This window comes from Achromobacter pulmonis (genome assembly GCF_002885955.2).
In the GTDB taxonomy this organism is placed as follows: Bacteria; Pseudomonadota; Gammaproteobacteria; order Burkholderiales; family Burkholderiaceae_B; genus Achromobacter; species Achromobacter pulmonis_A.
In genome coordinates this window covers 105084-125020 of the sequence record NZ_POQS01000005.1, presented here as the reverse complement: position 1 = coordinate 125020, position 19937 = coordinate 105084, and the positions used below count along the sequence as shown (strand labels likewise).

General features: G+C 68.8%; 17 protein-coding genes and 2 pseudogenes. 15 read left to right on the top strand and 4 right to left on the bottom strand.

What is annotated here, in order from left to right:
- The first annotated feature begins 48 nt into the window (after positions 1 to 48).
- The 5 genes from trxB to C1I89_RS19430 are packed head-to-tail and all read left to right on the top strand — an operon-like array spanning position 49 to position 3711.
- Positions 49 to 1008 (top strand): thioredoxin-disulfide reductase, encoded by a 960-nt coding sequence (gene trxB / locus C1I89_RS19450; protein WP_102774228.1) that lies wholly within the window; start codon positions 49 to 51, stop codon positions 1006 to 1008.
- On the top strand, positions 995 to 1669 hold the full coding sequence (locus C1I89_RS19445; RefSeq protein ID WP_102774227.1) for a Smr/MutS family protein: 675 nt from the start codon (positions 995 to 997) through the stop codon (positions 1667 to 1669). Before trxB ends, C1I89_RS19445 begins: the two co-directional genes overlap by 14 nt.
- Positions 1666 to 1995: a DMT family transporter gene (locus C1I89_RS19440; protein ID WP_102774226.1), complete on the top strand. Its 330-nt coding sequence runs from the start codon at positions 1666 to 1668 to the stop codon at positions 1993 to 1995. Before C1I89_RS19445 ends, C1I89_RS19440 begins: the two co-directional genes overlap by 4 nt.
- On the top strand, positions 1992 to 2627 hold the full coding sequence (locus C1I89_RS19435; protein WP_247747636.1) for a hypothetical protein: 636 nt from the start codon (positions 1992 to 1994) through the stop codon (positions 2625 to 2627). The genes C1I89_RS19440 and C1I89_RS19435 overlap by 4 nt, the downstream gene beginning before the upstream one ends.
- The gene (locus C1I89_RS19430) at positions 2614 to 3711 is read left to right on the top strand and encodes a hypothetical protein (protein WP_102774225.1); all 1098 of its coding nucleotides are present in this window, start codon (positions 2614 to 2616) and stop codon (positions 3709 to 3711) included. The genes C1I89_RS19435 and C1I89_RS19430 overlap by 14 nt, the downstream gene beginning before the upstream one ends.
- Here the strand turns inward: C1I89_RS19430 and C1I89_RS19425 are convergent.
- Both C1I89_RS19425 and C1I89_RS19420 read right to left on the bottom strand, forming a co-directional pair.
- The gene (locus tag C1I89_RS19425; RefSeq protein WP_102774224.1) at positions 3708 to 5798 is read right to left on the bottom strand and encodes a sodium:solute symporter family protein; all 2091 of its coding nucleotides are present in this window, start codon (positions 5796 to 5798) and stop codon (positions 3708 to 3710) included. The two genes, C1I89_RS19430 and C1I89_RS19425, sit on opposite strands and share 4 nt — an antisense overlap.
- Positions 5798 to 6076, bottom strand: coding sequence for a DUF4212 domain-containing protein (locus tag C1I89_RS19420; RefSeq protein ID WP_102774223.1), 279 nt, complete (start codon positions 6074 to 6076; stop codon positions 5798 to 5800). The genes C1I89_RS19425 and C1I89_RS19420 overlap by 1 nt, the downstream gene beginning before the upstream one ends.
- Positions 6077 to 6652: 576 nt before the next feature.
- Between C1I89_RS19420 and kdpF the strand changes: the two genes are divergently transcribed.
- The 10 genes and pseudogenes from kdpF to C1I89_RS19370 all read left to right on the top strand — a co-directional run bounded on the left by kdpF (position 6653) and on the right by C1I89_RS19370 (position 17166).
- On the top strand, positions 6653 to 6742 hold the full coding sequence (gene kdpF, locus C1I89_RS19415; protein WP_102774222.1) for a K(+)-transporting ATPase subunit F: 90 nt from the start codon (positions 6653 to 6655) through the stop codon (positions 6740 to 6742).
- On the top strand, positions 6742 to 8433 hold the full coding sequence (gene kdpA / locus C1I89_RS19410; protein WP_102774221.1) for a potassium-transporting ATPase subunit KdpA: 1692 nt from the start codon (positions 6742 to 6744) through the stop codon (positions 8431 to 8433). The genes kdpF and kdpA overlap by 1 nt, the downstream gene beginning before the upstream one ends.
- 23 nt (positions 8434 to 8456) lie before the next feature.
- Positions 8457 to 10616, top strand: a complete 2160-nt coding sequence (kdpB, locus tag C1I89_RS19405; protein WP_102774220.1) for a potassium-transporting ATPase subunit KdpB — start codon at positions 8457 to 8459, stop codon at positions 10614 to 10616.
- 27 nt (positions 10617 to 10643) lie between these two features.
- On the top strand, positions 10644 to 11252 hold the full coding sequence (kdpC, locus tag C1I89_RS19400) for a potassium-transporting ATPase subunit KdpC (RefSeq protein WP_102774219.1): 609 nt from the start codon (positions 10644 to 10646) through the stop codon (positions 11250 to 11252).
- A gap of 45 nt (positions 11253 to 11297) precedes the next feature.
- Positions 11298 to 13334, top strand: a pseudogene (locus C1I89_RS19395) (DUF4118 domain-containing protein); the annotation flags it as partial.
- A 34-nt stretch (positions 13335 to 13368) separates the two neighbouring features.
- Positions 13369 to 14241: pseudogene (locus C1I89_RS19390) on the top strand (ATP-binding protein); the annotation flags it as partial.
- A gap of 12 nt (positions 14242 to 14253) precedes the next feature.
- Positions 14254 to 14946 (top strand): two-component system response regulator KdpE, encoded by a 693-nt coding sequence (gene kdpE, locus C1I89_RS19385; RefSeq protein ID WP_102774218.1) that lies wholly within the window; start codon positions 14254 to 14256, stop codon positions 14944 to 14946.
- Between the two features lie 110 nt (positions 14947 to 15056).
- Positions 15057 to 15821: a TorF family putative porin gene (locus C1I89_RS19380; RefSeq protein ID WP_102774217.1), complete on the top strand. Its 765-nt coding sequence runs from the start codon at positions 15057 to 15059 to the stop codon at positions 15819 to 15821.
- A 142-nt stretch (positions 15822 to 15963) separates the two neighbouring features.
- The gene (locus C1I89_RS19375; RefSeq protein WP_102774216.1) at positions 15964 to 16263 is read left to right on the top strand and encodes a hypothetical protein; all 300 of its coding nucleotides are present in this window, start codon (positions 15964 to 15966) and stop codon (positions 16261 to 16263) included.
- Positions 16264 to 16266: 3 nt separating this feature from the next.
- Positions 16267 to 17166, top strand: a complete 900-nt coding sequence (locus C1I89_RS19370; protein ID WP_102774215.1) for a 4-hydroxy-tetrahydrodipicolinate synthase family protein — start codon at positions 16267 to 16269, stop codon at positions 17164 to 17166.
- Between the two features lie 13 nt (positions 17167 to 17179).
- On the opposite strand, the gene C1I89_RS19365 is transcribed toward C1I89_RS19370, so the two are convergent.
- Positions 17180 to 18433: an O-antigen ligase family protein gene (locus C1I89_RS19365; protein WP_102774214.1), complete on the bottom strand. Its 1254-nt coding sequence runs from the start codon at positions 18431 to 18433 to the stop codon at positions 17180 to 17182.
- 122 nt (positions 18434 to 18555) lie between these two features.
- Positions 18556 to 19812 carry an NADP-dependent isocitrate dehydrogenase gene (gene icd / locus C1I89_RS19360; RefSeq protein WP_102774213.1) on the bottom strand — a complete coding sequence of 419 codons (1257 nt, stop codon included), beginning with the start codon at positions 19810 to 19812 and terminating at the stop codon, positions 18556 to 18558.
- Between the last annotated feature and the right edge of the window lie 125 nt (positions 19813 to 19937).

The window sequence follows — 19937 nt, the reverse complement described above, 5'->3', positions numbered from 1 at the left end:
CATTATAATTGGGCGTCAACCTAAAGATACCTGCTAAAGATCCCGCCCATGTCCACTGCCACGCACGCTAAAGTTTTGATACTCGGTTCCGGCCCCGCCGGTTACACGGCGGCCGTCTATGCGGCACGCGCCAACCTGAACCCGGTACTTGTTACAGGCCTGGCCCAAGGCGGCCAGCTCATGACCACCACGGATGTGGACAACTGGCCGGCGGACGCCGACGGCGTGCAGGGTCCGGACCTGATGCAGCGCTTCCAGAAGCACGCCGAGCGCTTCAACACCGAGATGCTGTTCGACCACATCGCCAAGGTCGATCTCTCCAAGCGTCCCTTCACCCTGACCGGCGATACCGGCAAGGTCTACACCTGCGACGCCCTCATCATCGCCACCGGCGCGTCGGCCAAGTACCTGGGCCTGCCTTCCGAGCAGGCCTTCATGGGCCGCGGCGTGTCGGGCTGCGCCACCTGCGACGGCTTCTTCTACCGCAACCAGGACGTGGTCGTGGTGGGCGGCGGCAACACCGCCGTCGAAGAGGCGCTGTACCTGTCCAACATCTGCCGCAAGGTCACCCTGATCCACCGCCGCGACAAGTTCCGCGCCGAGCCCATCCTGGTCGACAAGCTCATGAGCAAGGTCGAGAACGGCAATATGGAACTGAAGCTGTTCCATACGCTGGAAGAAGTGCTGGGCGACGACGGCGGCGTCACCGGCGTGCGCGTGCGCCACGTCGAGACCGGCGCCACCGAGGACATGGCGGCCACCGGCGCGTTCATCGCCATCGGCCACCAGCCCAATACCGAGATCTTCCAGGGCCAGCTCGAAATGAAGGACGGCTACATCGTCACCAAGAGCGGCCTGTCCGGCATGGCCACGATGACCTCGGTGCCGGGCGTGTTCGCCGCCGGCGACGTGCAGGACCACGTCTACCGCCAGGCCATCACCAGCGCCGGCACCGGCTGCATGGCGGCCCTGGACGCACAGCGGTGGCTGGAGAATGCGGGGCAGTAAGGTCGGCCTGGCCGACCTCAAGCGCCTGAAGAAAGACCTCCAGGAAGAACGCGAGCGCGCCGCCCTGGCCCCGCCGCGCGCGGCGCCGGCCAAGGCCGAAGCCGCGCCCGAGGACGACCTGGCCGCGTTCCGGCGCACGCTCAAGTCGGTCACGCCGCTCAAGCCGTCGCAATCCGCGCGCGTGGCGCACAAGCCGCCGGCGCAGCCCGCCCCGGCATTGCGCCGCGCCAACGCGCTGGGCGAGGCGCCCGCGCGCGCCGACGCCGGGGTCTCCGACGGCGGCGAAATCACTCACCTGCTGTCCGAAGGCGGCACCGCCTTCGTGCGCGGCGACGCCGCCCCCGACACCGCGCGCAACCTGCGCCGCGGCCAATGGCGCGCGGGCGCCGAACTGGACCTGCACGGCCTGCGCGTGGAACAGGCCCGCCACGCCCTGCTCTCGTTCCTGGACGAATGCCTGGAACACGGCATCCGCTGCGTGCGCGTGGTGCACGGCAAGGGCTACGGCTCGCAGGGGCTGGAGCCGGTGCTCAAGGACAAGGCGCGCACCTGGCTGGTGCAGAAGGCCGAAGTCATGGCGTTTTCCGAAGCGCCCGAACGCGAAGGCGGCGCCGGCGCGCTGCTGGTGCTGCTGCGCCAATCCGAAGGAGCCCGCAAATGAAGTGGCTGTACCTGGCCGTGGCCATCATCGCGGAAATCTTCGCGACCAGCGCGCTCAAGGCGTCCGACGGACTGACCCGGCTGACGCCCTCCATCGTCACCGTGGTCGGCTACCTGATCTCGTTCTATTTCCTGTCGCTCACGCTGCGCGTGATCCCGGTGGGCATCGCCTACGCCATCTGGTCCGGCGTGGGCATCGTGCTGATCTCCATCGCCGGCGCGGTGCTGTTCAAGCAGCACCTGGACGCGCCGGCCCTGATCGGCATCGGGCTCATCATCGCCGGCGTGGTGGTGATGAACGTGTTCTCCAAATCCGTCGCGCATTGAACGCCTCCGCGCACACGGCCCGGCGCCGGCTGCTGGCGGCCGGATTCTGCCTGGGCTGGCTGGGCGGCCTGCTTTCGCGCGCGGCTCTGGCGCAGGAGTTCAACCGGGCGGCTGAATTGAAGCGCTACCGGGCCTGGTTCCAGGCTTTCACGCAGGACATCGAGCGGCTGTCGGCCGCCCGCCGGCCGCTCAGCGACGCGCAGCTGGACGCGCTGTTCGCACGCACCGTGGTGCCGGGGTCGCGCGCGGCGGCGTTCATCCGGGGCACTTTCACGCAGCGCGGCGACGACGGCACGTACGTTGCCCGCTACGGCCCGCGCCGGGTCTTCATGGGCGTGCTGCAAAACGCCATCCCCGCCGGCCAGGGCGGCGTCTATCCCGAAACCGACCCCGCCCTGAAAGGCCCCGAGCTGACGGTCTGGTACATGCACGTGGACGCGGGCGACATGGCCAACACTTACCTGAAATCGCCCGAGAATTTCACCCCTTACCGGCTGCCGCCGGCCGGCACGCTGGAACGCAAGGCCTATCCCTTCCTGCTGATGGAATCGCGCGACGGGACGCTGCGCCTGGGCGGCGTCAGCAGCGAACTCTGGGGCCTCATCGTCCATCTGCACAATGCCGCGCTCTGACCGAACCGCCCTGGCCGCCTTGACGGGGCTGCTGCTGGCCCCGGGGCTGGCCCATGCCCTGTGCACGCCGCTGGCCGCGTCCGGCCATAAAGAGACGCTGGCGGCCGACGTCCGGCTCGACGAAACCAATACACTGCTCGGCCTGGACGGCTCGCGGATCGAGACCTGGCAGCCCCCGGCGGGCGTGGAAACCGGCGCGCGCGCCGTCCCCTACATCTGGGCCGAACGGGTGGACTGGTCGGTCTATGCCGCCGAACCCGGCGCGCGCATCGCGACCACGCTGCTGCGCTACGAACGCGGCGCCGACGGCGCCAGGCATCTGTGCGGCATCGCCCTGTACAGCCCGCGCACCGTGGAAGAAGCGCTCGCCTCGCCCGCCGCCAGCCTGCCTGCGCCCGACCAGGAAATCCGCTATTACTACGACGAAACCAGCCGCCTGAGCGGCTACGAACAGCGCTGGCGCGCCTGGGACGGCAGCCGCAGCCAGTCCGAACGCCACTGCCTGCGCTACGACGAGCACGGCTGGCTGGCCGAACTGGGCAAGGGCTCGTGCAACGGTGCTCCGCGGCCCCAGGCCCGCTATGTGCACGACGCGGCGGGCCGTCTGCTGCGCACCCTGCTTTATCCGGAAGGCCGCGACCAGCCGCAGGAAGTGGTGGTATACGACGAGCAGGGCCGGCCCGCCCGGCGCTATCTGCGGCAGGACGGCGCCCTGCCGTACCGGGCCATGGAAACCGCCAATCCCGCGCTCATCGTGCCGGGCCCCGACTGGACGCCGCCCGCACTGGATTCGTATGGCTACGCCTGGTCCATCGTGCAGACGCGCGACACGGACGACGCCAGCCTGTACGCGGCCGCCAGCGATCCCGCCGCCGTGCTCGCCAGCGGCACCAGCGGCGGCGACGGCCGCTTCACGCTGTCATCCGCCCAGGGCCGGCGCATCTGGGATGCAATCCGGCAGTCGCCCGGCCTGGTGCACTGGCTGTGGGCGCCGGGCCAGATCTACGCGCTGCTGCCCGCCATGCCGCAACGGGCGTGGGCGGCCTGCGCCGACCCGCGCAATCCCGACCCCGGCGCCTGCTAGGGATTCTCGCTCTGCGGCCGGGCCGCGCCCGGGCTGCGCAGGTAGTCCACCAGCGCCAGCGTGGCCCTGTCCGGCGCCGGCGTCAGCAGGGACACCACGATGATCGTCAGGAACGCCACCGGCGCGCCGAAGACGCCGGCGGCGATCGGCTGAATGCCCCACCACAGGTCCACCGGCTGCGTGCGCGACACGCCCAGCACCCATTCGCGCAGCCACGGATGCGTGTGCGTCATATAGGCGAAAGTCGCCGCCAGCCCCGCCGCCATGCCGAACGTCGCCCCCCATTTGTTGGCGCGCCGCCAGAACACGCCCATCACCAGGGCCGGGAAGAACGAGGAGGCGGCGAACGAGAACGCCGCCGACACCATGAAGAGGATGTCCGCCGGCTTGCGCGCCGCCACCCAGGCCGCGCCGAACGCCACCAGCAGCAGCAGGATCTTGGACACCATCACCCGGCGCGCGGCCGACATGCGCGGCGACACCATCCGATACCACATGTCGTGCGACAGCGAGTTGGACAGGGTCAGCAGCAGCCCGTCGGCCGTGGACAGCGCGGCGGCCAGCCCGCCCGCCGCCACCAGGCCCGAGATCACATAGGGCAGCCCCCCGATCTCCGGCATGGCCAGCACCACCACGTCCGCCCCCATGCTGATCTCGCTCAGCTGCACGATACCGTCGCGGTTGAGGTCGGTGACGTCCAGCAGGTTGCTGTCGACCGCGCTCCAGGCGTGCACCCAGTTGGGCAGGCTGAGGAAGCTGGAGCCCACCACCTGGGTATAGACCTCGTACTTCACCAGCAGCGCCAGCGCCGGCGCCATGAAATACAGCAGCAGGATGAACAGCAGCGACCAGCACACCGAACGGCGCGCCTCGATGATGGAGGGCGTGGTGTACGAGCGCATCAGGATATGCGGCATGCCGGCGGTGCCCAGCATCAGGCACAGCACCAGCGCCAGGAAATTCACGCGCATATTGCGCCGCTCTTCGGCGTCCTTGGCCGGAAAAGGCTCGGCATGCGGGGTGGGCGGCGCGGCGCGCGCCTCGAACGTGGCGCGCGCCTGCGACCACACCGTGCGCGCCTCTTCCACGCTGGCCGGGTAGCTGGCCAGTTCGCGCTCGGCCGAACGGATCTCGACCATCGGCGCCTCGCTCGCGTTCAGCTGGGCCAGCCGGCTGCGCAGCTTGTCCTTTTCCAGGGTCCAGGATTCCGGCAGGGCCGCCACGCGCCGCGCCATGTCGTCGGCATGCTGCTGCCACAGGCGCCGCACTTCGATCTCCGAGGGGTCGTTCTGCAGGTACACCTCTTTCTCGGTGACCTGCTGCAGCACCGCGCCGGCCGACAGCTGCGGCACCGGCATGTGGGTGTGCTTGACCGACAGCCATATCACCGGCACCAGGTAGGCGATGACCAGGATGATGTACTGGCCCACCTGCGTCCAGGTCACCGCGCGCATGCCGCCCAGGAAGGAGCACACCAGCATCCCGCCCAGCGCCACGAAAATGCCCAGCTCGAACGATATGCCGGTCATGCGCGTGGTGATGATGCCCACGCCGTAGATCTGCGCCACCAGATAGGTGAAGGAACACAGGATCGCGCAGGCCACGCCGGCCATGCGCGGCATGTTGCCGCCGTAGCGCGCGCCCATGAAGTCGGGAATCGTGTACTGGCCGAAGCGCCTCAGATAGGGCGCCAGCAACATCGCCACCAGCACGTAGCCGCCGGTCCACCCCATGATGTAGGCCAGCCCGCCGTAGCCGGTCAGGTACAGCGTACCGGCCACGCCGATGAAGGAAGCCACCGACATCCAGTCGGCCGCGGTGGCCATGCCGTTGTAGATGGCGGGCACGCGGCGCCCGGCCACGTAGTACTCCACCTGGTCGGAGGTGCGGCAGACGATGCCGATGCCAGCGTACAGGCTGACCGTCACCAGCAGGAACACGTAGCCGATCCAGTTGCGCGGCATGCCCAGGATCTCGGCCAGCGCCATCAGCAGGATCATCAGCGCGAAGCCGGCGGTGTACAGCACGTAGATGCGCCGCAGGCGCAGGCGGAACTGCTGGGGCGTGTCGCCGCTGAAAAACGGCATCAGCGCTCCTCCCCGGCCTCGTCGGCGCGTTCATCGGCGCGATTCATGGTCCGGGCGTAGACGGCGATGATGACCAGATAGGCCAGCGGCGCGCCGTAGGCGGCCATCCAGAACGCGAAGGGCCAGTCCAGGAAGCCGAAGCTCAGGCTGCGGGCGAAATACGAGGGAACGAAGGTCAGCGCCGCCCAGATGGCGAGCAGCAGCAGAATCAGCCGCAGGTTGCGGCGCCAATAGGGAGTCGGTGCGGGATCAGGGTGTGAATGACGCGATTCCGGCATAACTAGGGTGAGCGGGGCTCCGCCTGAATGTCGCGAAAACGCGGCGCTTGAAAAGCCCCCTGCGGAAGCAATGCCGGCTTTTTATGCGACAACGGCTGGCACTACCAGGTGCCAGCCGTTGTGCGTTTTGCTTTTTTTCTGGGTACTGCTTACTTTTTTTATGTACCGGTGCCGCCGGTATTTGCCCATGCAGGGCTTTGTCTCCTCACCTGCATGGGATGAGATTCTGCACCAGTAGCGGGATTGTCACACTAGGGGAATGCCCTAAGAAGGAGCATTCATTTACATATTCGCTGCACCATATAAGTGCATTTCGATCGAAACATCCTAAATATTGGGATTTTTCGTTTTTACGTTTCATTTATCCCGCCCCGCCAAACCTATACCCCGTTTTTACCCCCCGCTGCGTAACCTGCCGGTGTCCTGATCGGCCCTGGCCGCGCCTGCCGGCGCGCGGGCCGTCCGCTTTCGGGAGAAAAACGTGGATGCCTTCTATATCGCCATTTTCGCCGTGCTGGCGGGGCTGACCTACGCCCTGCTGCGCTTCTGCCTGGCCCTGTCTTCGGGAGCACGGGCATGAACGCGCTTTATTGGCTGAGCGGCGTGACCGCCGCCCTGTTGTTCGTCTACCTGCTGGTGGCGCTGTTCAAACCGGAGAAATTCTGATGTCCGCCGAATTCATCGGATTGCTCGCCGCCTACCTGGCGGTCCTGCTGGCCGTCGCGCCGTTTCTGGGGCGGTATATCCGCGCGGCCATGGAAAACCCGCAGTCCCGGCTGACGGCCTGGGGCCGCCCGCTGGAACGCGGCATTTACCGGCTGGCCGGCATAGACCCCCAGGCCGAAATGGGCTGGCAGCGCTACGCCCTGGCCGTGCTGGCCTTCAATATCGTGGGAATCGCGGCGGTCTACGCCCTGCAGCGCCTGCAGGGCGTGCTGCCCCTGAACCCCGCCGGCCTGGGCGCGGTGGCGCCGGACTCGGCGCTGAACACCGCCATCAGCTTCGTCACCAACACCAACTGGCAGGGCTACGGCGGCGAGTCCACCATGAGCTACCTGACCCAGATGCTGGCGCTGACGGTGCAGAACTTCGTCTCGGCCGCGACCGGCATCGCCGTGCTGTTCGCTTTGGTGCGCGGCCTGGCGCGCCATTGCTCCACTACGGTGGGCAATTTCTGGGCCGACATGGTGCGTTGCACGCTGTACGTGCTGCTGCCGCTGTCGCTGGTGCTGGCGCTGGCGCTGGTCAGCCAGGGCGTGATCCAGAACTTCAGCCCCTACCAGGAAGTCCAGACCCTGGCCGGCCAGACCCAGACGCTTGCCATGGGCCCGGTGGCCTCGCAGGAATCGATCAAACTGCTGGGCACCAACGGCGGCGGCTTCTTCAACGCCAACTCCTCGCATCCGTACGAAAACCCCACGGCGCTGGCGAACTTCCTGGAGATGCTGGCCATTCTGGCGATCCCGGCGGCGCTGTGCTTCTCGTTCGGCGAGATGGTGGGCAGCCGGCGCCAGGGCATCGCGATCCTGGCGGCCATGACGCTGCTGTTCGGCGCGTTCGCGCTGTCGGCCGGCTACTTCGAGCAGCAGCCCAATCCCATGGCCGCGCAGGCCGGCGCCTCGGTGTCCGGCGGCAACATGGAAGGCAAGGAAACCCGCTTCGGCATCGCCGCGACCTCGCTGTTCGCCACCGTCACCACGGCGGCCTCCTGCGGCGCGGTCAACGGCATGCACGATTCGTTCACCGCGATGGGCGGGCTCACGCCGATGCTGCTGATGCAGCTGGGCGAGGTGGTCTTCGGCGGCGTGGGTTCGGGCCTGTACGGCATGCTGGCCTGCGCCATCCTGGCCGTGTTCATCGCCGGGCTGATGATAGGCCGCAGTCCCGAATACCTGGGCAAGAAGATCGAGGCCCACGACATGAAGATGGTGTCCATCGTCATCCTGGCCACGCCGCTGCTGGTGCTGGGCGGCACGGCGCTGGCCGTGTCCGTCGCCGCCGGCCAGGCCGGCGTGCTGAACCCGGGCATCCACGGTTTTTCGGAAATCCTCTATGCCCTCAGCTCGGCGGCGAACAACAACGGCAGCGCCTTCGCCGGCCTGTCGGCCAACACGCCCTTCTACAACGTCCTGCTCGGCGCGGCCATGTGGTTCGGCCGCTTCGCCATCATCGTCGCGGTGCTGGCGCTGGCCGGCTCGCTGGCCGCCAAGCGCCGCCTGCCCGCCGGTCCGGCCAGCATGCCCACGACCGGTCCGCTGTTCGTGACCCTGCTGATCGGCGCGGTGCTGATGGTGGGCGCGCTGACCTACGTGCCCGCGCTGGCCTTGGGGCCGGTCGCCGAACACTTGATGCGGTAGCGCCGCATAACTGGAATATGAAAATGGCCAAGATTGAAACCTCCGCCTTCGGCGCCGCGGGCGGCGCCGCCCACGTCCCTGCCGCCGCCCCGCCGGAACGCGGCTTCGGACTGTGGTCGGGCGCGCTGGTCGCCCCCGCCCTGCTGGAAAGCCTGCGCAAGCTATCGCCGGCGGCGCAGTTGAAGAACCCCGTGATGTTCGTGGTCTACGCGGGCAGCATCCTGACGACCGTGCTGTGGGTCATGGCCCTGCGCGGCATGGCCGACGCGCCCGCCGGCTTCATCCTGGCGATCGCCGCGTGGCTGTGGTTCACCGTGCTGTTCGCCAATTTCGCCGAGGCCCTGGCCGAAGGCCGCGGCAAGCAGCAGGCCGCCGCCTTGCGCGGCCTGCGCACCACCGTGAACGCCCGCCTGCTCAAGGGCTGGCGCGAGGCCGACGCGCGCCACGCGCAGCCGGCCGAATGGCGCGGCCTGGCGGTCAGCCAGCCGTCCGGCCTGCTGCGCCGCGGCGACGTGGTGCTGGTCGAAGCCGGCGAGACCATACCCGGCGACGGCCAGGTGCTGGCCGGCGTCGCCTCGGTGGACGAAAGCGCCATCACCGGCGAATCCGCGCCGGTGATCCGCGAGTCCGGCGGCGACTTCTCCTCGGTCACCGGCGGCACGCGGGTGCTGTCTGACTGGATCTTCGTGCGCATCGAGGCCGACCCGGGCGAGAGCTTCCTGGACCGCATGATAGGCATGGTCGAAGGCGCCAAGCGCCAGAAGACGCCCAACGAACTGGCGCTCACCATCCTGCTGGTCGGCCTGACGGTGGTGTTCCTGCTGGTGGTGGCGACCCTGCTGCCGTTCTCGATCTACGCTGTCGACGCCGCCGGCGCGGGCGCCGCGGTCACCGTGACCGTGCTGGTGGCGCTGCTGGTCTGCCTGATCCCCACCACCATCGGCGGGCTGCTGTCGGCCATCGGCGTGGCCGGCATGAGCCGCATGATGGGCGCCAACGTCATCGCCACCTCGGGCCGCGCGGTCGAGGCCGCCGGAGACGTGGACGTGCTGCTGCTGGACAAGACCGGCACCATCACCTTCGGCAACCGCCAGGCCTCGGCCTTTCTGCCCGCGCCCGGCGTGTCCGAACGCGAACTGGCCGACGCCGCGCGCCTGGCCTCGCTGGCCGACGAAACGCCCGAGGGCCGCAGCATCGTGGCCCTGGCCGACAAGCTCCTGCGCGCGCCGGCCGCGCCCATGCCGAACGCGCAGTTCGTGCCCTTCAGCGCCCAGTCGCGCATGAGCGGCGTGGACGCCGGCGGCCGCAGCATCCGCAAGGGCGCGGTCGACGCGGTCCAGTCCTGGCTGGCGGCGCAGGACTCGGCGGTGCCGGCGCAGGCGCGCCAGCTGGCCGAGGACGTCGCGCGCCGCGGCAGCACGCCGCTGATGGTCAGCGACGGCAGCCGCGCGCTCGGCGTGGTCGAACTGAAGGACATCGTCAAGCCCGGCATCCAGTCACGCTTCGCGGCGCTGCGCCGCATGGGGATCAAGACCGTCATGATCACCGGCGACAACAAGCTCACGGCGGCTTCCATCGCCGCCGAGGCCGGCGTCGACGACTTCCTGGCCGAGGCCACGCCCGAGGCCAAGCTCAAGCTGATCCGCACCTACCAGGCCGAAGGCCGGCTGGTGGCGATGACGGGCGACGGCACCAACGACGCACCCGCGCTGGCGCAGGCCGACGTGGCGGTGGCGATGAATTCGGGCACCCAGGCGGCCAAGGAGGCCGGCAACATGGTGGACCTGGACTCCAACCCCACCAAGCTGATCGAGATCGTGGAGATCGGCAAGCAGATGCTGATGACCCGCGGCGCGCTCACCACCTTCAGCGTGGCCAACGACGTGGCCAAGTACTTCGCCATCATTCCCGCCGCCTTCGCCGCCGTGTATCCGCAGCTGCAGGTGCTGAACGTGATGGGCCTGGCCACGCCGGCCTCGGCCATCCTGTCGGCCGTGATCTTCAATGCGCTGATCATCGTGGCGCTGATTCCGCTGGCGCTCAAAGGCGTGCGCTACCGCCCGCTGGGCGCGGCGACGCTGCTGCGCCGCAACCTGCTGATCTACGGCCTGGGCGGACTGCTGGTGCCGTTCGCTGGCATCAAGCTGATCGACATGGTGCTGGCCGCGCTGGGCTGGGCCTAGGCCCGGGCTTATTCCAAGGAACCAATCATGAAATCCTCCGCTACCCTGCCGCGCCAAGCCGGCATCCTGCGCCCGGCGCTGGTCGTCTTCGCCGCACTGTCGCTGGTGACTGGTCTGGCCTATCCGTTCCTGACCACCGGCATCGCCGCCGCCGTGTTTCCGCGCGAAGCGGCCGGCTCGCTCATCGAGCAGGACGGCCGCGTCGTCGGCTCCGAACTGATCGGCCAATCGTTCAGCGCGCCCGGCGACTTCTGGGGCCGGCCGTCGGCCACCGGGCCCGCGCCATACAACGGCGCCAACTCCGGCGGCTCGAACCTGGGGCCGCGCAATCCGGCGCTGGCCGAGGCCATCCAGGCGCGCATCGCCGCCTTGAAGGCGGCCGATCCCGACAACCCCGTGCCCGTGCCGGTGGACCTGGTCACCGCGTCCGGCAGCGGACTGGACCCGCACATCAGCCCGGCCGCGGCGGCCTACCAGGCCGCGCGCGTGGCGCGCGCGCGCCATCTGCCGCGCGCGCAGGTCGACGCGCTGATCCAGGCGCATACCGAAAAGCCCTGGCTGGGCGTGCTGGGCGAGCCCGCGGTCAATGTGCTGACGCTGAACCTGGCGCTGGACCGGCTGGCGCCGGCGCGCTGATGGCGCGGCGTATAGTATTGCCAGCCGTCACCCCACACTATTTTCATGGCTGATACCGCCGGCGCGCGTCCGGACCCCGACGCGCTCTTGAAGACGCTGGACGATGCCGCGCGCCAGGCGGCGCGCGGCCGGCTGCGCATCTACTTCGGGTCTTCGGCCGGCGTGGGCAAGACCTACGCCATGCTGGTGGCGGCCCGCGCCCAGGCCGCGCAGGGCGCGCACGTGCTGGCCGGCGTGGTCGAAACCCACGGCCGGCGCGAAACCGCGGCGCTGCTCGAAGGCCTGCCCGTCCTCCCGCTCAAGGAGGCGCCGTACCGCGGCCACCTGCTGAAGGAATTCGACCTGGACGGCGCGCTGGCGCGGCGCCCGGACCTGGTGCTGGTGGACGAGCTGGCGCATTCGAACGCGCCCGGCTCGCGCCACGCCAAGCGCTGGCAGGACATCGAAGAACTGCTGACGGCCGGCATCGACGTCTGGACCACGCTGAACGTGCAGCACCTGGACAGCCAGAACATGGCGGTCGGCAGCATCACCGGGGTGCGGGTCTGGGAGACCGTGCCGGACGCGGTCTTCGATTCGGCCGACGAAGTGATCCTGGTCGACCTGTCGGCCGACGAGCTGCTGCGCCGCCTGAAAGAAGGCAAGGTCTACGTGCCCGAGCAGGCGCGCCACGCCACCCGCAACTTCTTCCGCAAGGGCAACCTGATCGCGCTGCGCGAGCTGGCGCTGCGCCGCACGGCCGACCACGTGGACGACGACGTCCAGGCCTACCGGCGCGACCGCGCCATCGAATCCGTATGGCGCACGCGCGAGGCCGTGGTCGCCTGCATCGGCCCGGACATCGACGCCGAGTACGTGATCCGCAGCGCCCACCAGCTGAGCCGGCAGCTGGACTGCGACCTGCACGTGGTCACCATCGACACGCCGCGCGCGGCCCCGCCGCCGCAGGCCGAACGCGAACGCATGCAGCGCAGCCTGGCCCTGGCGGATTCGCTGGGCGCGCGCAGCGAAACGCTGGCCGGCGACGACATGGTCGACGCGGTGGTGCGCTACGTGCGCCGCCACAACATCACCAAGGCCGTCATCGGCCGCACCCGCGCCGCCGGCCTGCAGCGCCTGCGCCTGTCGCTGTCGGCCGCGCTGACCAGCGCCCTCGCGCCGGGCTGGCTCTGGCGCCGCCACAGCTTCGCCGACATGCTGGCGGCCGGCTGCCCCGAGATCGATGTGATCCGCCTGGGCGCTCCGCCCCTGCCCGCCAGCGCCGCCTCGGTGCGCGACGCGCCGGCGCCGAAGGGGCGCGGCGACGAGCGCGGCGCGCGCCCGCTGGCCGGCTACGCCTGGGCGCTGTGCTATTGCGCCGGCGCCACCGCGCTGTCTGCCTTGGCCTTTCCCACCCTGCACCAGACCAACATCGTCATGCTGTTCCTGCTGGCGGTGGTGGCCGTGGCGCTGCGCCACGGCCGCGGGCCGGCGGCGCTGGCCTCGGTGGTCAGCGTGGGGCTGTTCGATTTCTTTTTCGTGCAGCCGCTGGCGTCCTTCGCCGTGTCGGACGTGCAGTACCTGCTGACCTTCGGCGTGCTGCTGTCGGTGGGCCTGCTGATCGGGCAGCTGACGGCCGGGCTGCGCCTGCAGGCGCAGGCCTCGGTCAAGCGCGAAGCCGACGCCCGCAGCCTTTACGAATTCGCGCGCGAACTCTCGTCGGCGCTGCTGCCCGAACAGATCGTCGCGCTGGCCGGCGCGTTCGTGCACGCCACCTTCGGCTCGCGCTGCGCGCTGTACATCCTGGGCATGGACGAGCGCCTGCAACTGGCCTCGCCGCCCGAGCCCGACATGCCGCCGCCGGAATCCGCCGTGGCCCTATGGGTCTACGACCACGGCCAGCCGGCCGGCGCGGGCACCGCCACGCTGGCGCACGGCGCGCTGCTGTACCTGCCGCTGAAAGCGCCCATGCGCATCCGCGGCGTGCTGGCGCTGGCGGCGGCGCGGCGCAGCCTGTTTTCCGACCCCGATTCGCGCCGCCAGATCGAAGCCTACGCCACCCTGATCGCCATCGCTCTCGAACGCCTGCATTACGTGGAGGTCGCGCAGCAGGCGCTGGTCAGCATGGAATCCGANCATGCGCATCCGCGGCGGCCTGGCGCTGGCGGCGGCGCGGCGCAGCCTGTTTTCCGACCCCGATTCGCGCCGCCAGATCGAAGCCTACGCCACCCTGATCGCCATCGCTCTCGAACGCCTGCATTACGTGGAGGTCGCGCAGCAGGCGCTGGTCAGCATGGAATCCGAGAAGCTGCGCAACTCGCTGCTGGCCGCGGTGTCGCACGACCTGCGCACCCCGCTGACCAGCCTGGTCGGCATGACAGACACGCTGATGCGCCAGCAGGCGGCGCTGCCGCCCGACGTGCACGACACCATCCGCGCCATGCGCGACCAGGCCCAGCGCATGCACGCGCTGGTCGCCAACCTGCTGGACATGGCGCGGCTGCAGAACCGCGACACGCCGCTGCGGCTGGAATGGCAGTCCATCGAGGAACTGGTGGGCGCGGCGCTGGCCGCCATGCGCGAGCCGCTGGCCGCGCACCGGGTCGTCGTCGACAGCCTGTCGCAGCTGCCGCTGGTGGAATGCGACGGCGTGCTGATCGAGCGGGTGCTGTGCAACCTGCTGGAGAACGCGGCCAAGTACACGCCGCCCGGCAGCACGCTGCGCCTGTCGGCGGCGGCCGGCGACGGCGAGCTGCGCGTGGCCGTCTGCGACAACGGCCCCGGCGTGCCGCCGGGCGCCGAACGCCGCATCTTCGAGAAATTCACGCGCGGCGAACGCGAGTCCGCCACGCCCGGCGTGGGCCTGGGCCTGGCCGTCTGCGAGGCCATCGTCGCCGCCCACCGTGGCAGAATCTGGGTCGAGCACGCGCCGGGCCAGCAGGCCGGCGCGCAGTTCGTCTTCACGCTCCCGCTGGGCACGCCGCCCCCGATCCAACCCGAAACCGCCTGAGCGCCGCCCCGCATGTTCGATTACCAGCCGACCCTCCTGCTCATCGAGGATGACGCCCATATCCGGCGCTTCGTGCGCCAGGCCCTGGAAACCGAGGGCTGCGTCGTGCATGAGGCCGACACCGTCAGGCGCGGCCTGATCGAGGCCGGCACCCGCCAGCCCGACGCGGTGGTGCTGGATCTGGGCCTGCCGGACGAGGACGGCATGACCCTGATCCGCGAACTGCGCGGCTGGACCGAGGTGCCGGTGCTGGTGCTGTCGGCGCGCAGCGCCGAGGCCGACAAGGTCGCCGCGCTGGATGCCGGCGCGGACGACTACCTGACCAAACCGTTCGGCGTCAGCGAACTGCTGGCGCGCCTGCGCGTGCTGCTGCGGCGCCACGCCCGCGGCGGCGCGGGCAATGCGGCGGAGATCGCGTTCGGCGACGTGCGCGTGGATTTCGCCCGCCGCGTGGTCGAGCGCGGCGGGCGCCACGTGCACCTGACCGCGATGGAGTACCGGCTGCTGGCGGCGCTGCTGGCGCATCGCGGCAAGGTCATGACGCACCGCGAACTGCTGCGCGAGGTATGGGGGCCTTCGCACGTCGAAAGCAACCACTACCTGCGGATCTACATGGGCCACCTGCGCCAGAAGCTGGAGGCCGATCCCGCCCAGCCCGTCTATCTGCTGACCGAGATCGGCGTCGGCTACCGCTTCGCGGGCTGAAACGCGCGCCTGGCGTTGACGCCGCGTTTACGCGCGGCCGGCAAGTGTTGTCTCGGCCTTTATGCGGTTGATCCTATTGTTGCGGTCCCATCCAACAACAGGAGATTCCGATGCCCCGCCACTCACACGCCGCGGCCGCGCTGCTGACCCTTGCCGCCGCGCACGCCGGCCATGCGTGCGCCGCCGAAGCGCCGCCCGCCGCGCCCGCTTTTACGCTGACCGCGAACGTCACGCTGGCCAGCCAGTACCGTTATCGCGGTCTGATGCAGTCCAACAACAAGCCCGCCATCCAGGGCGGATTCGATGTGGTCCACGCCAGCGGCTTCTACCTCGGCAACTGGAACTCCAGCATCAGCTGGCTCAACGACGCGGACAGCCGCGTCTCCGCGCCCGTGGAAATGGATTTCTACGGAGGCTACAAAGCCAATCTGGCGCAGGACGTGCCCGTCGACCTGGGCGTCCTGCAGTACTACTACCCCGGCGATTACCCGTCGCACTACACCAGCCCCGATACCACCGAGCTGTACGCCGGCATCGGCTATGGCCCGCTCACGTTCAAGTACTCCATCGCCATGACCAACCTGTTCGGATTCGCCGACAGCAAGTACAGCCAGTACTTCGACCTGTCCGGCAATATCGATACCGGCATCTGGGGCCTGACGCTCAATGCCCACGTCGGCCGCCAACTGGTGCGCAACGTGGACGACGGCTCGTACACCGACTGGAAGCTGGGGCTGACGAAAGACTTCGGCCAGGGCCTGTCGGTGTCGCTGGCCTATCTGGACACCGACGCCGACCGCGCCGTCTACACCAACACGCGCGGGCGCGACATGGGCCGCGCCGCGGGCCTGCTGTCCGTGACCAAGACGTTCTGATCCGCCGCGGGCATTGACGCGTTTTTTACGCGTCCCGTTCGCATTTATCGGCAGCTTTTATGGCGCGCTTCCTATAGTGAAACCGTCATCAACCAACCGGATACCGAAGCGCCGCCAGCGGCGCGTCCATCCCGCCCCCGCCATGATCCCCAGACTGCAACCGCGCCGCCGCCCCCTGCCCGCCCCGCGCAACGACCGGGTCGCGCTGACCGTCACGATAGACACGCTCGACGCCCTCAATCTGCGCCTGGCCCTGCACCGCGCGCTGGGCGAGCGCATTGGCGTCTATGTGCTGTCGGTCGATGGCGCCGGCGCGCGCTGCGCGCTGCAGCTGCAATGCGGCCGCGGCCAGCTGGACGCGCTGATGCATGCGGTCATGTCCGGATTGCCGCGCGCGGAATTCGGCCCGGTGCTCGCCGCCCCCGCGTACACGGCGCGTTGAGCCATGGACATGCCGACCAAGACCGCCTTCGAGGGCATCTGGCTGCCCATGGTCACGCCGATGCGCGCCGGCCGCGTGGACCTGGACGCCGCGCAGGCGCTGGCGCGCTACTACCGTAACGCCGGCATGGCGGGCCTGGTGCTGTTCGGCTCCACGGGCGAAGGCAGCCTGTTGAGCCTGCCGGAGAAGATCGAGATGATCGAGGCGATCTCCAGCGACCCCCACGCGCTGCCGCTGGTGTTCGGCGCGGGCGGCGTGGACACGCGCGGGGTGGCCGCCGCGATCCGCCGCCTGGACAAGTACCGGCCCGCCGGCTATCTGGTGCCGCCGCCCTACTACCTGGGTCCGTCCCAGGCCGGCATCCTGTGGCATTACCGGCAGATCGCGTGGGCCACGCGGCAGCCCATCATCCTGTACAACATCCCCAAGCGCGCCGGCGTCGCGATGACGGTGGAGACCATGGAGGCGCTGGCGTCCCTGCCCGGCTTCAGCGCGGTCAAGGAATGCAATCCATCGGTGCTGGCGGCGCTGAATGCGCGCGGCGCGTTGCCGGCGCTGTGCGGCACGGAACCCGCGCTGCTGGACCACTTCCTGGCCGGCGGCCGCGGCGCCATCCCGGCCGCCGCGCATCTGTATCCCGAGCGCTACGTCGCAATCGCACAGCTGGCCCGCGACGGCGATGCCGAGGCCGCGCGCGAACTGTTCGAGCCGCTGCGCGGCCTGATCCGGCTGCTGTACGCCGAACCGAATCCGGCGCCGATCAAGCGCGCGCTCGCCATGCAGGGGCTGATCGCCGACGAATTGCGCCTGCCCATGACCAGCGCCAGCCGCGAACTGGGCGCACGCCTGCAACGGGCGATGGGCGCGCTGCACGCAAGCCCCGGCCGGCTGCAGACGGCCTGAACCGGGGCCCGGCTCAGGGCTGGCGCGGCGCGGCCGGACGCGGCGTGGTCAGCGCGATCAGCGCCACCATGATCAGCGCATAGGTAGGCACGCTGCGCATGTTGCGGAACATCATTTCGGTCAGGCTGTAGGCGCAATAGCCCAGGCAGAACAACAGGCCCATCTGGGCGCCAACGCGTATCACGCGGTCGTCGCTGGCCATCCTGCGCAGGAACACCGCCGCCGGCAGCAGGTAGAGGGTGAGGATGCTCGCCAGGCCCAGCAGCCCGTAGCCCGCCAGGGCCGCGAGCATGTCGTTATGCGGCTCGCCGAAGCCGTCGACGACCTCGCGCGTCACCACGCCCTGCTTCTCCAGCGCCAGCAGTTCGCTGCGGAACTGGTTCGGCCCCAGCCCCACCACCGGGCTTTTCTCGAACATCAGCAGCGAGGCTTCCCACAACTGCAGGCGGATGCCGAACGAGGTGTCGCGGTTGCTCGACGTGGTGAAACCATGCAGGTCGCTCTGGATCTCGTGCATGCGGCTGCTGAAGTTCCAGATGCCGACCGCGGAGACCGCCAGCGCCACGGCCAGCCCCAGCGCGCAGTACACCTTGTGGCGCCGCCGCCAGCCGCGCAGGCCCAGCAGGAACACCACGGCCAGGATGGGCAGCAGCATCCAGCTGCTGCGCGTCTCGGACACCCAGGTGCCCCACACGCTCAGCACGGCCACCAGCACCTTGACGGCGGCTTCGGCGCGCGGCCAGCGCGTGGTCGCGCCCCAGCCTATGGACAGCAGCGACATCATGCCGAACAGCAGCGTCAGGTTGGCGAAGGCCACGGCGTTATAGCGCCCGCCGATCTCCGCCACGGTGGCGCGCTCCCACCAGGTCATGGTGACGATCAGCATGATCGAGCCGGCGAGCGCGCCGATGAGCAGGCTCCACTGGATCTGCCTGAGCCATTGCTGGGGCGCTCTCAGCAACAGCCACAGGACCGGCACCGCCAGCGCGAAGCGCAGCAGTTTCTCGAGTTCGGAGCCGCTCCACACGCCCCGCACAGCGGAGGTGATGAACATACAGGCCAGCGGCAGCAGCAGCGCCAGGGCGATCGGCCACAGGGCCTGGAAATCCATCGGTTCATAGCGCTTGATCGCATTGGCGGCGAGCGCCGCCAGCGCGATCAGGCCGGTGAGATAAATAATGGCCGGCCCGCCCACGGGACTGGTCAACGCCAGCGCGGGAATCAGCAACACCAGCCAGGTGGCCAAGGAAACGTACAGTCGGGGCACAACAATCAACCTGGAAAAACGTAGCGGAACATCTGCGCCCTGCCGAGCATGCAGACAAAACCGCCCGCCATGACGGCGGGCGGATTTCGTCCAGGACTTGCTCGCAAGTGGCCTATCGAGGGTTACATGTTTTCGATCATGACCTGACCGAAGCCCGAGCACGACACCTGGGTCGCGCCTTCGAGCAGGCGGGCGAAGTCATACGTGACCTTCTTGGACAGGATGGATTTCTCCATGCTGGAGATGATCAGGTCGGCGGCTTCGGTCCAGCCCATGTGGCGCAGCATCATTTCGGCCGACAGGATTTCGGAACCGGGGTTCACGTAGTCCTTGCCCGCGTACTTCGGCGCGGTGCCGTGGGTGGCTTCGAACATGGCCACCGAATCGGACAGGTTGGCGCCCGGGGCGATGCCGATGCCGCCCACCTGCGCGGCCAGCGCGTCGGAGATGTAGTCGCCGTTGAGGTTGAGCGTGGCGATCACGTCGTATTCGGCCGGACGCAGCAGGATCTGCTGCAGGAAGGCGTCGGCGATCGAATCCTTGACGGTGATTTCGCGGCCCGTCTTGGGGTTCTTGAACTTGCACCACGGGCCGCCGTCGATGAGCTGCGCGCCGAATTCCTTCTGCGCCAGGGCATAGCCCCAGTCGCGGAACCCGCCCTCGGTGAACTTCATGATATTGCCCTTGTGCACCAGCGTGACCGAGCTGCGGTCGTTGTCGATGGCGTACTGCAGGGCCTTGCGCACCAGGCGCTCGGTGCCTTCGCGCGAGACCGGCTTGATGCCGATGGACGAGGTGTTCGGGAAACGGATCTTCTTCACGCCGAGCTTGGTCTGCAGGAACTGGATCAGTTCCTTGGCCTGCTCGCCTTCGGCCATGTATTCGATGCCGGCGTAGATGTCTTCGGAGTTCTCGCGGAAGATCACCATGTCGGTCTTTTCGGGCTCGCGCACCGGCGAGGGCACGCCCTTGAAATAGCGCACCGGGCGCAGGCAGACATACAGGTCCAGCTGTTGGCGCAGCGCCACGTTGAGCGAGCGGATGCCGCCGCCGACCGGGGTGGTCAGCGGGCCCTTGATGGACACCACATAGTCTTTGACGACATCCAGGGTTTCATCGGGCAGCCACACGTCCGGGCCGTAGACCTTGGTGGCCTTTTCGCCGGCATAGACTTCCATCCAGTGGATCTTGCGCTTGCCGCCATAGGCCTTCTGCACCGCCGCGTCGACGACCTTGATCATCACGGGGGTGATATCGGCGCCCGTGCCATCGCCCTCGATGTAGGGAACGATGGGCTGTTCGGGCACATTCAGCGAGAAATCGGCGTTGACCGTGATCTTCTGGCCGCCGGCGGGAACCTTGATATGTTGGTAGGACATGAATGCTCCATTTGCTCCGGGTGATTTTTCTGCACGCGCCGGCATCGGGAAGCGTCCGGCTCCCGGGGAAACCCGTCCTGGGGAACCGCACACCGGATGGCGGATAGCAACCCATTCTATATCGC

Coding starts and splice junctions, on each gene's coding strand:
- C1I89_RS19440 (WP_102774226.1), top strand. CDS start 1,666: ATGAAGTGGCTGTACCTGGCCGTGGCCATCATCGCGGAAATCTTCGCG.
- icd (WP_102774213.1), bottom strand. CDS start 19,812: ATGTCCTACCAACATATCAAGGTTCCCGCCGGCGGCCAGAAGATCACG.
- kdpA (WP_102774221.1), top strand. CDS start 6,742: ATGTCCGCCGAATTCATCGGATTGCTCGCCGCCTACCTGGCGGTCCTG.
- C1I89_RS19380 (WP_102774217.1), top strand. CDS start 15,057: ATGCCCCGCCACTCACACGCCGCGGCCGCGCTGCTGACCCTTGCCGCC.
- kdpC (WP_102774219.1), top strand. CDS start 10,644: ATGAAATCCTCCGCTACCCTGCCGCGCCAAGCCGGCATCCTGCGCCCG.
- C1I89_RS19420 (WP_102774223.1), bottom strand. CDS start 6,076: ATGCCGGAATCGCGTCATTCACACCCTGATCCCGCACCGACTCCCTAT.
- C1I89_RS19375 (WP_102774216.1), top strand. CDS start 15,964: ATGATCCCCAGACTGCAACCGCGCCGCCGCCCCCTGCCCGCCCCGCGC.
- C1I89_RS19370 (WP_102774215.1), top strand. CDS start 16,267: ATGGACATGCCGACCAAGACCGCCTTCGAGGGCATCTGGCTGCCCATG.
- C1I89_RS19430 (WP_102774225.1), top strand. CDS start 2,614: ATGCCGCGCTCTGACCGAACCGCCCTGGCCGCCTTGACGGGGCTGCTG.
- kdpE (WP_102774218.1), top strand. CDS start 14,254: ATGTTCGATTACCAGCCGACCCTCCTGCTCATCGAGGATGACGCCCAT.
- kdpB (WP_102774220.1), top strand. CDS start 8,457: ATGGCCAAGATTGAAACCTCCGCCTTCGGCGCCGCGGGCGGCGCCGCC.
- C1I89_RS19425 (WP_102774224.1), bottom strand. CDS start 5,798: ATGCCGTTTTTCAGCGGCGACACGCCCCAGCAGTTCCGCCTGCGCCTG.
- trxB (WP_102774228.1), top strand. CDS start 49: ATGTCCACTGCCACGCACGCTAAAGTTTTGATACTCGGTTCCGGCCCC.
- C1I89_RS19445 (WP_102774227.1), top strand. CDS start 995: ATGCGGGGCAGTAAGGTCGGCCTGGCCGACCTCAAGCGCCTGAAGAAA.
- kdpF (WP_102774222.1), top strand. CDS start 6,653: ATGAACGCGCTTTATTGGCTGAGCGGCGTGACCGCCGCCCTGTTGTTC.